At 74.4% G+C, this 15,912-nt stretch carries 14 protein-coding genes; 5 read left to right on the forward strand and 9 right to left on the reverse strand.

Translation table 11 applies throughout. The features are described 5' to 3' along the window. Positions 1–4: 4 nt before the first annotated feature. Positions 5–1,435 (reverse strand): amidase, encoded by a 1,431-nt coding sequence (locus IG63_RS0103915; RefSeq protein WP_030483074.1) that lies wholly within the window; start codon positions 1,433–1,435, stop codon positions 5–7. Positions 1,436–1,492: 57 nt separating this feature from the next. Here IG63_RS0103915 and IG63_RS0103920 point away from each other — a divergent pair, with 57 nt between their 5' ends. Beyond that, positions 1,493–3,175 (forward strand): MDR family MFS transporter, encoded by a 1,683-nt coding sequence (locus IG63_RS0103920; RefSeq protein WP_051706126.1) that lies wholly within the window; start codon positions 1,493–1,495, stop codon positions 3,173–3,175. 16 nt (positions 3,176–3,191) lie between these two features. Continuing rightward, positions 3,192–3,506 (forward strand): hypothetical protein, encoded by a 315-nt coding sequence (locus IG63_RS0103925; RefSeq protein ID WP_030483076.1) that lies wholly within the window; start codon positions 3,192–3,194, stop codon positions 3,504–3,506. Between the two features lie 15 nt (positions 3,507–3,521). Here the strand turns inward: IG63_RS0103925 and IG63_RS0103930 are convergent, their stop codons facing one another. From IG63_RS0103930 to IG63_RS0103940, 3 genes are read right to left on the reverse strand one after another with little or no spacing between them, the layout of a single operon-like run. Next, entirely contained in the window at positions 3,522–4,127 is a 606-nt protein-coding gene (locus tag IG63_RS0103930; RefSeq protein ID WP_030483077.1) for a DNA-3-methyladenine glycosylase I, read from the reverse strand. After that, positions 4,127–5,014, reverse strand: coding sequence for a homocysteine S-methyltransferase family protein (locus IG63_RS0103935; RefSeq protein ID WP_211249186.1), 888 nt, complete (start codon positions 5,012–5,014; stop codon positions 4,127–4,129). The genes IG63_RS0103930 and IG63_RS0103935 overlap by 1 nt, the downstream gene beginning before the upstream one ends. Positions 5,015–5,036: 22 nt before the next feature. Beyond that, a complete protein-coding gene (locus tag IG63_RS0103940; protein WP_030483079.1) occupies positions 5,037–5,981 on the reverse strand; it encodes a pirin family protein in 945 nt (314 codons plus the stop codon). An 83-nt stretch (positions 5,982–6,064) separates the two neighbouring features. Here IG63_RS0103940 and IG63_RS0103945 point away from each other — a divergent pair, with 83 nt between their 5' ends. Then, entirely contained in the window at positions 6,065–8,011 is a 1,947-nt protein-coding gene (locus tag IG63_RS0103945) for an alpha/beta hydrolase family protein (protein WP_030483080.1), read from the forward strand. A gap of 266 nt (positions 8,012–8,277) precedes the next feature. Here the strand turns inward: IG63_RS0103945 and IG63_RS0103950 are convergent, their stop codons facing one another. From IG63_RS0103950 to IG63_RS0103965, 4 genes are all read right to left on the reverse strand, one after another. Beyond that, entirely contained in the window at positions 8,278–9,762 is a 1,485-nt protein-coding gene (locus IG63_RS0103950; RefSeq protein ID WP_030483081.1) for a DEAD/DEAH box helicase, read from the reverse strand. A gap of 194 nt (positions 9,763–9,956) precedes the next feature. Next, positions 9,957–11,417 (reverse strand): carboxyl transferase domain-containing protein, encoded by a 1,461-nt coding sequence (locus IG63_RS0103955; RefSeq protein ID WP_051706127.1) that lies wholly within the window; start codon positions 11,415–11,417, stop codon positions 9,957–9,959. Further along, the gene (locus tag IG63_RS0103960; RefSeq protein WP_030483083.1) at positions 11,414–12,610 is read right to left on the reverse strand and encodes a CaiB/BaiF CoA transferase family protein; all 1,197 of its coding nucleotides are present in this window, start codon (positions 12,608–12,610) and stop codon (positions 11,414–11,416) included. The genes IG63_RS0103955 and IG63_RS0103960 overlap by 4 nt, the downstream gene beginning before the upstream one ends. Positions 12,611–12,614: 4 nt before the next feature. Beyond that, positions 12,615–13,931, reverse strand: coding sequence for an SLC13 family permease (locus IG63_RS0103965; protein WP_245604300.1), 1,317 nt, complete (start codon positions 13,929–13,931; stop codon positions 12,615–12,617). An 86-nt stretch (positions 13,932–14,017) separates the two neighbouring features. Between IG63_RS0103965 and IG63_RS0103970 the strand changes: the two genes are divergently transcribed. Together IG63_RS0103970 and IG63_RS0103975 are read left to right on the forward strand one after the other, a co-directional pair. Further along, on the forward strand, positions 14,018–14,737 hold the full coding sequence (locus tag IG63_RS0103970; RefSeq protein WP_030483085.1) for a FadR/GntR family transcriptional regulator: 720 nt from the start codon (positions 14,018–14,020) through the stop codon (positions 14,735–14,737). Further along, the gene (locus tag IG63_RS0103975) at positions 14,734–15,492 is read left to right on the forward strand and encodes a sulfite exporter TauE/SafE family protein (RefSeq protein WP_030483086.1); all 759 of its coding nucleotides are present in this window, start codon (positions 14,734–14,736) and stop codon (positions 15,490–15,492) included. Before IG63_RS0103970 ends, IG63_RS0103975 begins: the two co-directional genes overlap by 4 nt. Before the next feature lie 13 nt (positions 15,493–15,505). Here the strand turns inward: IG63_RS0103975 and IG63_RS0103980 are convergent, their stop codons facing one another. Further along, the gene (locus IG63_RS0103980) at positions 15,506–15,883 is read right to left on the reverse strand and encodes a TfoX/Sxy family protein (protein ID WP_030483087.1); all 378 of its coding nucleotides are present in this window, start codon (positions 15,881–15,883) and stop codon (positions 15,506–15,508) included. Between the last annotated feature and the right edge of the window lie 29 nt (positions 15,884–15,912).

The raw sequence follows: 15,912 nt of genomic DNA on the forward strand, positions 1-15,912 counted from the left end.
GGCGTCAGGGCACCTGGATGCGCGCGAAGGGCTGCGCCTCCTCCAGCTCGTAGGCCACCTCCAGCAGCCGGCGGTCGTGCCCCCGCGGCCCGGAGAGCATCACGCCGACCGGCAGACCCTGCGACGACGTGCCGAGCGGCAGCGAGATCGACGGGTCACCGGTGGCGTTCTGCAGCGGGGTGAAGGCGACCCAGTCGACCAGCCGCTCGATCACGGTCTCGTAGGGCTGTCCCGGGTGCAGCCAGCCGAGCCGGGGGGTGACGGTGGCCAGGGTCGGGCTCAGCACCAGGTCGTGGTCGGCGAAGAAGCGCCGGCTGCGGCGCTGGCTCGCGCGGAGCCGACCGATCGCCAGCGGCATCCGCCACAGCCGGCCCCGGGCGCGTGCGGCCAGGCCCCGGGTGAGCTCGTCGTGCCGGGTGGCGTCGAAGTCGGGACCCAGCCCGCGCCGGCCCGACGTCGTGAGGGCGAGCGCGAGGAAGGCCCAGTAGTCGAGGAAGTCCTCCACGAAGCTCTCCGGCGCCGGCACCGGCGTGGGCTCGACGTCGTGCCCGAGCCGCTCCAGCAGGGCGGCGGTGGCGCGCACCACCGCCAGCACCTCGTCGTCGACCGCCCGGCCGCCGAGCGACTCGGTGACCAGGGCGACCCGGAGCCGCTTGCGGCCCGGCCGGGTGACGTCGCCGACCGGCGGCAGCGAGAGGTCGCGGTAGGCCCGCTCGGCCTCGCGCACGAACGCCGCGGTGTCGCGCACGCTGCGGGTCAGCACGCCGTCGTGCACGATCCGGACGGGCATCTCGCGGTTGGCGCGGTCGCTCGGGATGCGACCCCGGGTGGCCTTGAGCCCCACCAGCCCGTTGACGGCCGCGGGGATCCGGATCGAGCCGCCCCCGTCGTTGGCGTGGGCCAGCGGCACGGCCCCGCCGGCGACCAGCACCGCCGCCCCCGCCGAGGAGGCGCCGGAGGAGTGCTCAAGGTGCCAGGGGTTGCGCACGGGCGGCTCGTGGACGAACTCGGCGCTGGCGCTGAAGCCGTACTCCGAGAGCCGCGTCTTGCCCAGCACGGTGAGCCCGAGGGTGCCGAGCACCCGGGCGACGTCGCCGTCGGCGGCCGCCGGGCGGGCGACGTACGCACGCGAGCCCTGCTGGGTCGGCAGCCCGGCGACGTCGCTGTTGTCCTTGACGAAGGTCGGGACCCCGGCGAAGAAGCCCTCGTGGGGGGCGGACGCCTCCACCACCGCGGCGGCGTACCGCTCGGCGGCGACCGCGGCCAGCGCCTCGTCGAGGCGGCGGCTGCGCTCGACCGCGGCCTGCACGACCTCCCGCCGGGAGACGGTGCCGGCGCGGATCCTGGCCACCAGCTCGACGGCGTCGTCGTCGCCCATCGCGTCGTCGGTGAAGGCGTGCACGCGGGCACGGGGCTCGGCCGGCTGCTGGACCATGGCGAGAACCTAGTGCAGCACCGCGGGACGCTGTGGTCGCCCGGTAGCCTCGGGTAGGTGACCGAGGGCAACCATCGAGAGGAAGCCCCGGCCACGCCGGAGGAGACCTACTCCCACGCACAGATCATGACGATCCTCTCCGGGCTGCTGCTCGGGCTCTTCCTCGCAGCGCTGGACCAGTCGATCGTGGCGACGGCCGTGCGCACCATCGCCGACGACCTCGACGGGCTCTCCGTGCAGGCGTGGGCCACGACGGCGTACCTGATCACCTCGACCATCACCACGCCGATCTACGGCAAGCTCGGCGACCTCTACGGTCGCAAGACCCTCTTCATGGTCGCCATCTCGATCTTCATCGTCGGCTCGGCCGCCTGCTCCTTCGCGACCTCGATGTACAACCTCGCGGTGCTGCGCGCGCTGCAGGGCCTGGGCGCGGGCGGGCTCTTCACACTGGTGCTGGCCATCATCGGCGACATCGTGAGCCCCCGCGAGCGGGCGAAGTACACCGGCTACTTCATGGCCGTCTTCGCCACCTCCAGCGTGCTCGGCCCCGTCGCCGGCGGGCTCTTCGCCGGGCAGGAGTCGATCCTCGGCATCGTCGGCTGGCGCTGGGTCTTCCTGGTCAACGTGCCCATCGGGATCGCGGCGCTCGTCGTGGTGATGCGCAACCTGAAGCTGCACCACGTGCGCCGCGAGGCACGCATCGACTGGTTCGGCGCCGCCTTCCTCGCCATGGGCGTGGTGCCGCTGCTGCTGGTCGCCGAGCAGGGGCGCGACTGGGGCTGGGCCTCGCCGCAGGCGCTCACGGCGTACGCCGTCGGGCTGCTGGGCACGGTGGGCTTCCTGCTCGCCGAGCGCCGGATGGGCGACGACGCCCTGATCCCGCTGCGCATCTTCCGGCTGCGCGCCGCGGCCGTGGTGATCGCGGGCGGCTTCGTGATCGGCGCCTCGATGTTCGGCGCGATCACGGTGCTGCCGCAGTACATGCAGATCGTGCACGGCGCGTCGCCGACGCAGGCCGGGCTGATGATGGTGCCGATGGTCGGCGGCATGATGGCCGCCGGCATCCTCACCGGCCAGGTGACCTCGCGCACCGGCCAGATCCGGCTCTTCCCGATCATCGGCTCCGGCATGGGGGCGGTCGCGATGTTCGCGCTGTCCTTCGTCTCCGCCGACACCAGCCTGGTCTGGATGATGACCGGGATGGTCTTCCTCGGCCTCGGGCTCGGGCAGTGCATGCAGCCGCTGACCATCATCGCCCAGAACGCCGTGCCCCCCTCCGAGATCGGCGTCGCCACCAGCGCCTCGACCTTCTTCCGCCAGCTCGGCGGCACGCTCGGCGTCGCCGTCTTCCTCTCGATCCTCTTCGGCAGCCTGGGCGACAACATCGTTCGCGCCTTCCGCGCCGAGGCGGGCACGCTGCGCGCGGCCGCCGAGGCGGGCGAGATCCCCCGCACGGCCGCCGACCGCGAGGTGCTCGCCGGCCTGGCCGACCCGTCGTCCGCCGGTGGCGTCTTCACCTCCGTGCAGGACGACTCCTCGGTGATCGGCCGGATGAGCGACGTGGTCGCCCACCCCTTCCAGGTCGGCTTCGCCGAGTCGATGAGCGCAGTGCTGCTGGCCGCCTCCGTCACCCTGCTCGTGGCCTTCGCGATCCTCTCGCTGCTCCCCCAGGTCACCCTGCGCACCTCCTCGGCCTCGGCGGAGGCCCGTGCCGAGCAGCAGGCGCTCGGGGACTGACGGATACCGTGCAGGCATGAGCGACGTGGCGGGTGCGGAGTACGAGGCGGTCATCGACCTGCGCGAGGGTGGCGCGTGGCAGCACGCGAAGGACCTCGCCGTCGGCATCGTGAGCGCCGCCCTGGGCGACCCGACGGCCGCCGAGGGCGACGTCGTCGTACGCCGCCGCGACGACCAGACCGAGCTCTTCCGCCTCGAGGACTTCGACGAGGACGAGGCCGCCCAGCTGCTGCGGGAGGTCCGCGAGGACCTCGACTCCCTCAGCCTCGAGGAGTTCCGGGCCCGCTGGGAGCCCGCCCACGAGACCGGCCAGGACACCGACCAGTCCTGAGCGACCCGCCGCCCCTCACCGGGCGACGCCGCGACGGTGGCAGCCCACGAGGTGGGTGTCGACCAGGCCGGTGGCCTCCATCAGCGCGTGCATGGTGGTGGGTCCGACGAAGCCGAAGCCGCGCCGGCGCAGCGCCTTCGACAGCGCCGTCGAGCCGGGCGAGACCGTGGGCACCTCCGCCGCCGTGCGCGGCTGCGGGTCGTCCTCGGGGGCGAAGGACGAGATCAGGGCCACCAGTCCCTCCTCCTCGCGCAGCGCCACGGTGGCGCGGGCGTTGCGGAGCGTCGCCTCGACCTTGCCGCGGTGACGGATGATGCTGGGGTCGCCGAGCAGGCGCTCGACGTCGGCCTCCCCCATCGCGGCCACCGCGTCGACGTCGAAGCCGTGGAAGACCTCGCGGAAGCGCGGCCGCTTGCGCAGCACCGTGGCCCACGAGAGCCCCGCCTGGAAGCCCTCGAGGCAGAGCCGCTCGAAGAGCCCGCGCTCGTCGGTGACCGGCACGCCCCACTCGGTGTCGTGGTAGTCGCGCATCATCCCCGGGTCGCCGGCCCACGGGCAGCGCCGGACGCCGTCGTCGCCGACGAGGGTGCCGTCGGTGTCGTCGGTGTCGTCGGGGGCCATCACGCCAGGGCGCGGCTCATCACCGCGAGGTGTGCCGGGGTGGAGCCGCAGCAGCCGCCGACGAGGTCGACGCCGAGGTCGCGCAGCGCCGCCGCGTGGCGGGCGAGGTCGTCGGGCGACGCGTCGTACTCGAAGCGGTCGCCGACCAGCTGCGGCAGCCCGGCGTTGCTCTGCGCCGCGACGAGCAGGCCCTCGGAGCGGGCCGCGACGAGCTCGGCGGCGATCTGCTCCATCTCCCCGGGGCCGCGCCCGCAGTTGGCGCCCACGGCGTCGACGCCGAGCCGCGCCGCGGCGGCGACGGCCGCCGCGGGCGCGACGCCCATCATCGTGCGCAGGTTGGTGTCGAAGCTCATCGTGACGACGACGGGCAGGCCGGGCGCGACCTCGTGGGCCGCGGCCACCGCCGCCTCCACCTCGCCGAGGTCGCTCATCGTCTCGACGAGCACCACGTCGATGCCGCCGGCGACGAGCCCGCGCAGCTGCTCGGCGAAGCACTCCTGCGCCTGCGCCGCGCTCATCGTGCCCAGCGGCTCGAGGAGCTCGCCGGTGGGGCCGAGGTCGCCCGCCACGAGGGCACCGTGCTCGTCGGCCACCTCGCGGGCGATCCGTGCGGCTGCGGCGTTGACCTCCTCGACCCGGTCGCCGAGGCCGTGCAGCTCGAGCCTGGGCCGGGTGCCGCCGAAGGTGTTGGTGGTGAGCACCCGCGAGCCCGCCTCGGCGTACGCGTGGTGCGCCTCGCGGACCGCCTCGGGGCGCTCGAGGTTCCACAGCTCGCCGGGGGCGCCGTCCTCGAGGCCGCGCTCCTGCAGCAGCGTGCCCATGCCGCCGTCGAGGAGCACCGGCCCCTCGGCGGCGAGGTCGGCCAGGAGGGAGCGTCGCGCGGTCACGGCGCGAGCGTACGCCGCGGGGTCACGGTCCCCGGGGGACCATCCGCGTAGTCGGCAGCGGCGGCGCGTGCAGCGGCGCCAGGGGGTCGTCGTCGGGGAGCTCGAAGCGGGTAGGGTCGCCCTCGTCGAGCCGCGACTCCCACTGCGCGCGGTAGCGCACGACCTCGTCGTGGCTGCGACCCACGAAGTTCCACCACATCACGATGCGCTCGCCGAAGGGCGGCCCCCCGAGCAGCAGCAGCCGGGCGTCCTCCTCGGCGGCCAGCACCAGCACCTCCGCACCCGGCTCCTGGAAGCCGAGCTCGTGGGCCTGCAGCGGCGGTTGCTGAGGAGGCCGAGGGACGAGGCCGTCTCGAGGTATGCCGTCGACGCGCACCGACCCGGAGTCGACCAGCACGCCGAGCTCGTACGCCGCGTCGACCGGCACCCGCAGCGTCGTACCCGCCTGCAGGACCAGCTCGGCCCCGAGGAGCGGCGAGTGGGTCAGCACGGTCGACTCGGAGCCCAGCAGGGAGCCGAGGAAGACCCGGGCCTCCCACCCGTCGCCGCGCACCGGCTCGGGCACGTAGTGCTCGAAGGACGGCTCGACCTGCCGGTCGGCGTCGGGCAGCGCCAGCCAGAGCTGCGCGCCGTGGAGCACGCGGGTCGCGGGCGTGGAGTACTCGCTGTGGGAGATGCCGCGTCCGGCGGTCATCAGGTTCATCTCGCCCGGCCGCACCACCGCGTGGTGGCCGGCGGAGTCGCGGTGCTCGATCTCGCCGGTGAAGAGCCAGCTGACCGTGGCGAGGCCGGTGTGCGGGTGCGGCGGCACCACCATGCCCTCGGCCTCGTCGAGGTCGTCGGGCCCGTAGTGGTCGAGGAAGCACCAGGCGCCGATCAGCGAGCGCTGCCGCTGCGGCAGCGTGCGCCGCACGGTCATCGCCCGGAGGCCACCGAGTGGCACGTCGCGCGGGGTCAGGACCTCCATGGCTCCAGGATAGGAGGTCGCCCGGAGCGGGGCAGCCGGCCGGCGTCCGCCCCCTCCGCGCGACCACGTAGTTGGATGGGCGCATGAGCACGCTCTCCTTCGGCTCCTGGCCCTCCCCCGTCGCCGCGCGCGACCGCGTCGCCGGCGCCGGCGTACCGGCCTCGCCCACCTCCGACGGCGGCGCCGTGCACTGGCTGGAGTCGCGGCCCGAGACCGGCGCCCGGGTGATCCTGTGCCGCCGCGACACCGACGGCACCGTCTCCGACGTCTCCCCGGAGTGGATGTCGGTGCGCTCGCGGGTGCACGAGTACGGCGGCGGGGCCTACGCCGCGCGCGACAGCGTCGTCCTGGCCGTCGACTTCGAGACCCAGCGGCTCTGGCGTCTCGACGGCGACCCGGTGGCGCTGACCCCGCGGACGCCGGACGCCGCGCTGCGCTGGTCGGCCATGGAGGTCGACGTGCGCCGCGGCGTCGTCTACGTCGTGCGCGAGGACCACACCGACCCCGACGTCGAGCCGGTCAACGAGCTGGTGCGGCTGCCGCTGCGCGGCGGTGAGGCCCGTGTCGTGGTGCCCGGCCGTCGCCGTCCGCTCCCCCGGCCCGACGCCGACGACGCCGGCGACCCGGCGCTGCCCGACTTCGTGGCCGACCCGGCGCTCTCCCCCGACGGCGCCCACCTCGCCTGGGTGCAGTGGTCGCACCCGGGCATGCCGTGGGACGCCGGCGAGGTCTGGCTCGGCCGGCTGACCCCCGAGGGCGACGTCGCCGAGTCCTGGCGGGTGGCGGGCGGGGCGCTCGGCGCCTCGGCGTCCGAGCCGGTCTGGCTCGACAGCCGGCGGCTCGCCTTCCTCACCGACCCCGAGGGCGTCGCCGTGCCGCACGTCGTCGACGCGGAGCCCGTCTCGACCCCCGTGGCGCTGGCCCCGACCGTGCACGAGCACGGGCTGCCGGGGTGGCAGCTGCGCACCCGCACCCTCGCGGCGCTGCCCGGGGGCCGGGTGGCGGCGGTGCGGGTCGTCGAGGGGCGCGAGCGGATCACGGTGTACGGCGACGGTGAGGCCACCGACCTGCCGCACACCGTCACGGCGGTCAGCGGGCTCGCCCCGCACGGCGACGGCCTGGTCGCGGAGGTCGGCCACGTCACCGAGGGCTGGACGACCGTCGCCGTCGATCCCTCCGGTGGGTCCGAGGTGGTCGCGCGCCGCGGCACCGTGCCCGAGGCGGCGTACGTCGCGGAGGCGGAGGCGGTCTCGTGGCCCGGCCACGCCGGCGACACGGCGTACGGCTTCCTGCACCGGCCGACCCACCCCGACGCCGCCGCCCCGGACGGCGAGCTGCCGCCGCTGCTGGTGATGGCGCACGGCGGGCCGACGTCGGCCACCAACACCGTGCCGAGCGCCCGCTTCTCCTACTACACCTCGCGCGGCATCGCCGTGCTCGACGTCAACTACGGCGGCTCGACCGGCTACGGCCGCGCCTACCGGGAGCGGCTGCGCGACGGGTGGGGCGTCGTCGACATCGAGGACGTCGTGCGCGGCGCGCAGCACCTCGCCGACGCGGGCGTCGTCGACGGCGCGCGCATGGGTGTCATCGGCGGCTCCGCCGGGGGCTACGTCGTGCTCGCGTCTCTGGCCTTCCACGACGTCTTCAGCGCGGGCATCAGCTACTTCGGCGTCGCCGACCCCTCGCTGCTGGCCCAGGAGACCCACAAGATGGAGTCGCGCTACCTCGACGGCCTGATCGGCCCGTGGCCGGCCGCGCGAGCGACGTACGACGCCCGCTCGCCGCTGCACCACGTCGACGGCATCGACGCCCCGCTGCTGCTGCTGCAGGGCCTCGACGACCGCGTCGTACCGCCCTCGCAGACGACGGCCATCGCCGACGCGCTGCGCTCCCGCGGCCGGGAGGTCGAGGTCGTCGAGCTGGAGGGCGAGGGCCACGGCTTCCGCAAGCCCGAGAACATCGTCCGCACCGCCGAGCTGGAGCTGGACTTCCTCGGTCGCTGCTGGGGCTTCACCCCCCGCCCCTGACCCCGCCGAGAGGTCACTCCCTGACCGCCCAGAGGTCACTCCCAGACGCCCGAGAGGTCACTCCCAGACACCCGAGAGGTCACTCCCTGACAGCAGACCGTCAGGGAGTGACGTGTCGGCGGTCAGGGAGTGACGCGTCGACGGTCAGGGAGTGACGCCTCGACGGTCAGGCAGTGACGTGTCGGCGGTCAGGGAGTGACGTGTCGGCGGTCAGGGAGTGACGTGTCGGCGGTCAGGGAGTGACGTGTCGGGGGGTGACGGGCGGGTCAGCGGCCGCGGCTGAAGTCGCTGGCGCTGTGGGCGCGACCGGAGGACTGGGGGCGGGACTGGCCGCGCGACTGGCCGCCGCGACGGCTCCGCGAGCCACCGGACTTCGGGGCGCCGCCGCCCTGACCGCCCTGACCGCCCTGACCGGCACCCTGGCCGGCCGGCCGGCGACGCCGGCCACCGCCGTTGCCACCGCCGTTGCCGCCGCCGTTGCCGCCGCCGTTGCCGCCGCCGTTGCCGCCGCGGCTGCTGCCACGGTTGCCGCCGCCGTTGCCGCGACCCTCCGCCGCCGGCGTGGCGAGCTGCAGGCCGCCCTCGACCAGCGAGCGCTCGCCGGGGGCGAGCTGGAGCAGCACCGGGTGACTGGCGCCCGAGACCTTGGTGGTGGTGGGGTTGATGCCGGCGGCGCGGGTCAGCTGACGTACGTCGCGCACCTGCTGGTCGGTCATCAACGTGACCACGGTGCCCGTGGCGCCGGCACGTGCCGTGCGCCCGGAGCGGTGCAGGTAGGCCTTGTGCTCGGCCGGCGGGTCGGCGTGCACCACGAGGGCGACGTCGTCGACGTGGATGCCGCGGGCCGCCACGTCGGTGGCGACCAGGGTCGTGGCCTTGCCCGCGCGGAAGGCGTCCATGTTGCGGGTGCGGGCGTTCTGGCCCAGGTTGCCGTGGAGGTCGACCGTGGGCACGCCCGCGGAGTTCAGCCGGCGGGCGAGGTTCTTCGCGCCGTGCTTGGTGCGGGTGAAGACGACCGTGCGGCCGGGAGCGCTGGCCAGGTCGATCAGCACGTCGAGGCGCTGCGCGGCCGACACGTGGAGCACGTGGTGGTCCATGGCGCTGACCGGCGACTGGGCCGAGTCGGCCTGGTGCACGGCCGGGTCGGTGAGGAACCGCTTGACCAGCACGTCGACACCCGAGTCGAGCGTGGCGGAGAAGAGCATCCGCTGGCCGCGCTGCGGCGTCTGGTCGAGCAGCCGGCGCACGGCGGGCAGGAAGCCCAGGTCGGCCATGTGGTCGGCCTCGTCGAGCACGCTGATCTCGACCTGCGACAGGGACACGTGCCCCTGCTGGATCAGGTCCTCGAGACGGCCGGGGCACGCGACGACGATGTCGACGCCCTGACCGAGCGCGCGCACCTGCGGGTTCTGGCCGACGCCGCCGAAGACGGTCCGGCTGACCAGGCCGCGGGCGGCGGCCAGCGGCCGCAGCGCGTCGTCGATCTGGGTCGCCAGCTCGCGGGTCGGGGCCAGGATCAGCGCACGCGGCTTCTTCGGCGTACGCCGCCCCTGGCCGAGGCGGGTGACGAGGGGCAGCAGGAAGGCCAGCGTCTTGCCGGAGCCGGTGCGGCCCCGGCCCAGCACGTCGCGGCCCTCGAGCGCGTCGCGCAGCGTCGCCGCCTGGATGGGGGTGGGAGTGGTGATGGCCTGGCCGGCGAGGATGTCGGCGAGGTCGGTGGGCAGGCCGAGGCCTGCGAAGGAGGAGGACAAGAAAGCTCAGCTCTCGGAGTTCGTGGGTCCTCGTCGCAACGCCACCGGAGACCCGGGGCGGAGGTGTGGAGCCGTCGCTAGGGGCTGCGACACACCTCGTGGACCGCGACGAGAGGACGGTCCAGCCCCTCCAGCCTAGGGCACCGGGGCCCGAAGCCTCGCATCGAGCGCACCACCGGGGACTGTGTCGGTGCTCACCCCGGCTGGTCGACCGGCCGGTCGGCGAGCTGGTCGGCCAGGGCGCGGCGCACCACGGCGGCGACCGCGACGGCGAGCTCCTCGGGACCGTCGTCGAGGAGCTCGGGCACGATCGTGTCGACGATCCCGGCCGCGTGCAGCGCCGGGGCGGCGACGCCCTGGGCCTCGGCCATCTGCGGGGCGTGCGCGACGTCGCCGTGCACGATCACCGAGGCGCCCTCGGGCGGCAGCGGCGAGAGCCAGGCGTTGCTCGTGGCCACGACGTGCTTGGCGGGCAGCAGTGCGAGCGCTCCCCCGCCGCAGCCCTGGCCGAGGATCACCGACACCGTCGGCACCGTCAGCGTGGTCAGGGTCGCGATGCAGCGCGCGATCTCGCCGGCCACCGCGCCCTCCTCGGCCGCCTTCGACAGCTCGGCCCCCGGGGTGTCGACGACCGTGACGAGCGGCAGCCCGAGCTCCTCGGCGAGCGCCATGCCGCGCTGGGCCTGGCGCAGCGCGGCCGGGCCGAGCGGGGTCTCGGGGGTCTGGCGGAGCCGGTCCTGGCCGACCAGCACGCAGGGCTGGCCGTCGAGCCGGGTCAGCGCCACGATCACCGAGGAGTCGCGCTCGCCGTGCTCGGTGCCGTTGAGGGCCAGCGTCGTGGAGGAGCCGTAGCGGGTCAGGTCGCGCACGCCGGCGCGGGTGTCCTCCCGGGTGAGCTCGACGGACTCCCAGGTGCCGCGCGGCGGCGGCGCGACGTCGCGCAGCGGCAGCGACGGGTCGCTGGGTGCGTCGACGAGCACCGAGAGCGCGAGGTCGATCAGTCCCGGCAGCTGCTCGGTCGAGACGACGGCGTCGATGACGCCGTGGTCGCGGAGGTTCTCCGCGCGCTGCACGCCGTCGGGGAAGGGCTCGCCGTTGAGGGCCTCGTAGACCTTGGGCCCGAGGAAGCCCACCAGTGCGCCCGGCTCGGCGACGGTGACGTGGCCGAGCGAGCCCCACGACGCGAAGACGCCGCCGGTGGTCGGGTGGCGCAGGTGCACGAGGTAGGGCAGGCCGGCGGCGCGGTGGGCCATCACCGCGCGCGAGATCTCGGCCATCTCCCAGAAGGCGGGCGTGCCCTCCTGCATCCGCGTGCCGCCCGAGGCGGTGGTCGCGAGCAGCGGCAGCCCCTCGGCCGTCGCGCGTCGTACGGCGGCGACGATCCGGCCGGCGGCCGCGCGGCCGATCGTGCCGCCGAGGAAGCGGAACTCGTTGATCACGAAGGCCACCGGGCGGCCCCGGACGACGCCGTAGCCGGTCACGACGGACTCGTCGGTGCCGGCCTTCGCGGCCGCCGCGCGCAGCTCGGCCTGGTAGGCCTCGCTGTGGGCGCCGATGTCGATCGGCTCGTCCCACGACTCGAAGGTGCCCTCGTCGAGCACCAGGTCGACCAGCTCGGCCGCCGACCAGCGCCGCGCCCGCTCCGGACCCGTCACCGCTCGGCCACCTGCTCCTCGAGCCACGCGCGGATCGAGGCCCCGTGCTGGTCGAGCGTCGGGGGCGCCCCGTGGTCGCGCCGCGTGACCTCCTGGCCGTCGCCGTCGAAGAAGCGCAATGGCGGGCCCGGGAGCGTGACGCGCCCCAGCACCGGGTGCTCGACGTCGACGAGCAGCCCCTGGCTGGCGGTCTGGTCCCACTCGTAGACCTCGTCGAGGGTGCGCACCTTGCCGGCCGGGATGCCGACCTCGGCGAGCCGGGCCAGCAGCGGCTCGGCGTCCCAGTCGGCGAAGGCCGCCTCGACGACCTCGATCACCCGCTCGCGGGCGGCCACCCGCTCGGGGTTGGTCGCCAGTCCGGGGGCGGCCGGGTCGAGCCCGAAGCCCTCGCAGAACTTGCGCCACAGGCCCTCGCTGCCGAGAGCGATCTGCACCGCACCGTCGCGGCAGCGGAAGAGCCCGTACGGCGCGATCGACGGGTGGTGGTTGCCCTGCGCCCGGCCGACCTGGCCGGCCACGGTCCACCGGGTGCCCTGGAAGGCGTGCACCCCGACCGTGGCGGCGAGCAGCGAGGTGCGCACCACGCGGCCCCGGCCGGTGCGCTCGCGCTCGTGCAGCGCGGCGAGCACGCCGTAGGCGCCGTACATGCCGGAGAGCAGGTCGGCGATCGGGACGCCGACGCGCTGGGGGTCCTCGGGGCCGGAGCCGGTCAGCGACATCAGCCCGGCCTCGCCCTGCGCGATCTGGTCGTAGCCGGCGCGCCCGCCCTCGGGGCCGTCGTGGCCGAAGCCGGTGATCGAGAGCACCACCAGGCGCGGGTTGCGCTCGGTCAGCGACTCGATGCCGAGGCCCAGCCGCTCGAGGACGCCGGTGCGGAAGTTCTCCACCAGCACGTCGGCGCGGTCGACCAGGCGCAGCAGCAGGTCGCGGTCGGCCTCGGCCTTGAGGTCGAGGGCGATCGACTCCTTGTTGCGGTTGGTGCACAGGAAGTAGGTCGACACCGGCTCCTCGTCGGGCCCGACGAAGGGCGGCCCCCAGCCGCGGGTGTCGTCGCCGTGGCCGGGCGCCTCGACCTTGACCACGTGGGCCCCGAGGTCGCCCAGCATCTGGGTGGCGTGCGGGCCGGCGAGGGCCCGGGAGAGGTCGACGACGAGCAGGTCGTCGAGGGGAGCGGTCAGTGGAGCGTCGGTCATGCGATCACCATCCTGGGAGGACGAGAGCGGCCCACACGAGCAGCGGACCCACCAGCACGACGATCACGCTGTAGGTCAGGATCTGCTTGTAGTAGACGCGCTCCTCGACGGAGTCGGGCCGGTTGGCGAGCATCAGCGCGCCGTTGGTCGAGAAGGGGCTGACGTCGACGATCGTCGAGGAGATCGCCAGGGCCGCCACGAAGAGCACGGCGTTGATGCCGCCCTCGCTGATCAGCGGGACCGCGATCGGGATGATGATCGGCAGCAGCGCGGTGGAGGAGGCGAAGGCCGAGACCACGCCGCCGACGTAGCAGAGCACCAGGGCGCCGAGGGCAGCCACGCCGAGGCCGGCGGCCCACCGGCCGACGTACTCCGGGCTGCCGGAGGCGCTGAGGATGGTGGCGTACGTCGACACGCCGGCGACGAGCAGCACCGTCGGCCACGCGATCTGCTTGACGGCGTCCTTGTGCTCCTGGGCGTTGAGCATCGCCAGGATCACGGCGGCGGTGATGGCCACGAAGCCGATGTTCTTCTCGAAGACCAGCGCGACGACGGCGACGCCCACGAAGGCGACGAGGGTCAGCACCTGGTCGCGGCGCACGCCCTGCGCCTGGATGGTCGAGGACGTCGAGTCGCCGGTGCCGCGGGCCGGGACGCTGACGCCCTCGCGGTGGCCGTGCACGGTGTCGTCGTCGGGGTCGAGGCGCTGGCTCATCAGCTGCCGCCCGCCGAGCAGCACGAAGAGGATCGTCGCCATGATCAGGTTGACGACCAGGCTGGAGAAGAAGAGCGTCAGCTCACCGACCGGGAGGCCGGCCTGCTCCATCACCGAGTTGGTGATGACGCCGTAGATGCTGATCGGGGAGAAGCCGCCGCCCTGGGCGCCGTGCACCACGAACATGCCCATCATCAGCGGGTTGATCTTGTAGCGGCCGGCGAAGCCCAGGGCGATCGGGCCGATGATCGCGCAGGCGGCCGGGCTGGCGGCGCCGATCGAGGTGAGCAGCGCCGTGACGCCGAACATCACCCACGGGATCAGCGCGACGCGGCCGCCGACGGCCCGCACCGCGGTGGCGACGATGAGGTCGACCGTGCCGTTGTTGCGTGCGATCGCGAAGAGGTAGGTGACGCCGATCAGGGTGAGGATCAGGTCGCCGCTGACGCCGGCGAGGATCTCCCTCTCGTCCCAGCCGAGGGCGTACATGCCGACGAGCCACGCAGCGACGTAGGCCAGCGCTCCCATGTTGATCGGCAGCAGGGTGCCGACGACGAACAACGCCACCAGGGCGAGGATCGCGATGAGTTCCGGTCCCACCGGCATCTCCCTTCCTTCGTGACCGCGGTCACGTGTTGGATCAGTGGCCTAGCCAATAGCCCACTACGGCATCTGTCAATACACTCGGCCGCGTGACCTCCTTCGACTCCCTCCCGGGACGGCTCTCGCGCAGCCGGCTCTACGAGCAGGTGGCGCAGCAGATCACCCGGTGGATCGCCGACAACGGGCTCGAGCCCGGCGACCGGATCCCGCCCGAGCGCGAGCTCGCCCAGCGCCTCGGCGTCAGCCGCGCCACCCTGAGCCAGGCCCTGGTGGCGCTGGAGGTCGTCGGCGTCGTCGCGGTGCGCCACGGCGACGGCACGGTCGTCACCCGGTCGACCGCCGGCCCCCGCATCGGCGAGGCGATCCGCGCCCACGCCGACCGGATCCCCGAGATCATCGACACCCGCGACGCGCTCGAGACCAAGCTGGCGGCGCTGGCCGCGCAGCGGCGTACCGAGGAGGACCTCGCGCGCATCGACGACGCCCTCGAGGCCATGGCCGCCGACATCGAGCGCGGCGGGCGCGGCGTGGAGGGCGACGAGGTCTTCCACGCCGCCGTCACCGCGGCCGCCCACTCCGACCTGCTCGCCCGGCTCATGGCCGAGATCGGCGAGCTCGTGAGGGAGACGCGCCTGGAGTCGCTCTCCCAGCCCGGCCGCCCCCGTGACTCCCTGGCGGGGCACGCCGCGATCGCCGAGGCGATCCGCGCGGGAGACCCGGCGCAGGCCGCCGACGCGATGCACGCGCACGTGCAGATGGTCAGCGACGTCGCGCTGCTGCGCGAGCCCGGCGAGCTGACCGGGGAGTGACGGGACTGGAGGTCCTCGCCGTGGTCGCGGCGGGACTGGGGGCCGGCGTGCTGGCCTCGACCGTGGGCGTCGCCTCGCTGCTGAGCTTCCCCGTGCTGCTGGCCGTGGGGCTGCCCCCGGTCAGCGCCAACGCCTCCAACACCCTGGGGCTGCTCCCGGGCGGGCTCAGTGGGTCGCTGGGCTACCGGCGCGAGCTGCGCGCGCACCCGCGGCTCGGGCTCGCGATCCTGCTGACCTGCGCCGTCGGCGCGGTGGCGGGGGCGCTGCTGCTGCTGGCCCTGCCACCAGGGGTCTTCGAGGCCGTCGTGCCGTGGCTGGTGCTGCTGACGGCGGTGCTCGTCGGCATCCAGCCCCTGGTCTCGCGCCTGGTGCGCGCCCGGCGGGGGGACGACGTCGCCGACCGCGAGCGGATGTCGCCCGTGACGGCCTGCTTCGCCACCCTGACGGGCGTCTACGGCGGCTACTTCGGCGCGGGGGCCGGGGTGATGATGATGGCGGTGCTCGGCTTCGGCCTCGACCTCGAGCTGCGGGTCATCAACGCGCTCAAGACCCTCTCGCTCGCGGTCGCCAACCTCGTGGCCTCGCTGATCTTCCTGGTGCTCGCGCCGCTGGACTGGCGGGCGATCGCCCTGCTCGCCGCGGGCAGCGTGGTCGGGGGCTACGTCGGCGCCCACATCGGCCGGCACCTGCCCGACCGGGTGCTCCGCACCTTCGTGGTGATCGCCGGGGTCACGGCCTTCGTGGTGCTGCTGTAGCCGACCTGGGCGCTCAGCCGTCGGCGGTGCGGGCCGCGTCGTCGTGTCGTGCGGGCAGCTGGTGGGCCCGCGCCACACCCTCCTCGACCCACCGGCGCAGGTCCTCGTCGAGGACGCAGCCCTCCGCCTCGACACGGAGCCAGCCCCGCACGGGGCGGTCGCGCATGACCAGGTCGTCGACGTGCGGCCGCGTGCGCAGCTGCTGCTCCGCGTCGGGGTCGACGCGGAGCAGCAGGCCGCCCTGGTGGCTCACCGCCAGGGCCAGGTAGTCGTCGACCACGAACGCCAGGCCGCCGAACATGGGCTTCTCCACGACCGAGGCCGCGTCGACGCCGACCAGGGTCTCGAGCACGTCCCGGACCCGGTCGGCGAGCACTGCGTCGTACGCCATGGGCTCAGTGTCGCAGCCCGGTGCCCGCG

The organism is Nocardioides aequoreus, from assembly GCF_000720335.1.
GTDB lineage: Bacteria > Actinomycetota > Actinomycetes > Propionibacteriales > Nocardioidaceae > Marmoricola > Marmoricola aequoreus.

What these genes read in the sequence shown, in the direction of transcription:
- IG63_RS0103960 (WP_030483083.1), bottom strand. Translation starts at nt 12,610, where the DNA reads ATGACCGACGCTCCACTGACCGCTCCCCTCGACGACCTGCTCGTCGTC.
- IG63_RS0103980 (WP_030483087.1), bottom strand. Translation starts at nt 15,883, where the DNA reads ATGGCGTACGACGCAGTGCTCGCCGACCGGGTCCGGGACGTGCTCGAG.
- IG63_RS0103915 (WP_030483074.1), bottom strand. Translation starts at nt 1,435, where the DNA reads ATGGTCCAGCAGCCGGCCGAGCCCCGTGCCCGCGTGCACGCCTTCACC.
- IG63_RS0103940 (WP_030483079.1), bottom strand. Translation starts at nt 5,981, where the DNA reads ATGGAGGTCCTGACCCCGCGCGACGTGCCACTCGGTGGCCTCCGGGCG.
- IG63_RS0103930 (WP_030483077.1), bottom strand. Translation starts at nt 4,127, where the DNA reads ATGGCCCCCGACGACACCGACGACACCGACGGCACCCTCGTCGGCGAC.
- IG63_RS0103965 (WP_245604300.1), bottom strand. Translation starts at nt 13,931, where the DNA reads ATGCCGGTGGGACCGGAACTCATCGCGATCCTCGCCCTGGTGGCGTTG.
- IG63_RS0103925 (WP_030483076.1), top strand. Translation starts at nt 3,192, where the DNA reads ATGAGCGACGTGGCGGGTGCGGAGTACGAGGCGGTCATCGACCTGCGC.
- IG63_RS0103945 (WP_030483080.1), top strand. Translation starts at nt 6,065, where the DNA reads ATGAGCACGCTCTCCTTCGGCTCCTGGCCCTCCCCCGTCGCCGCGCGC.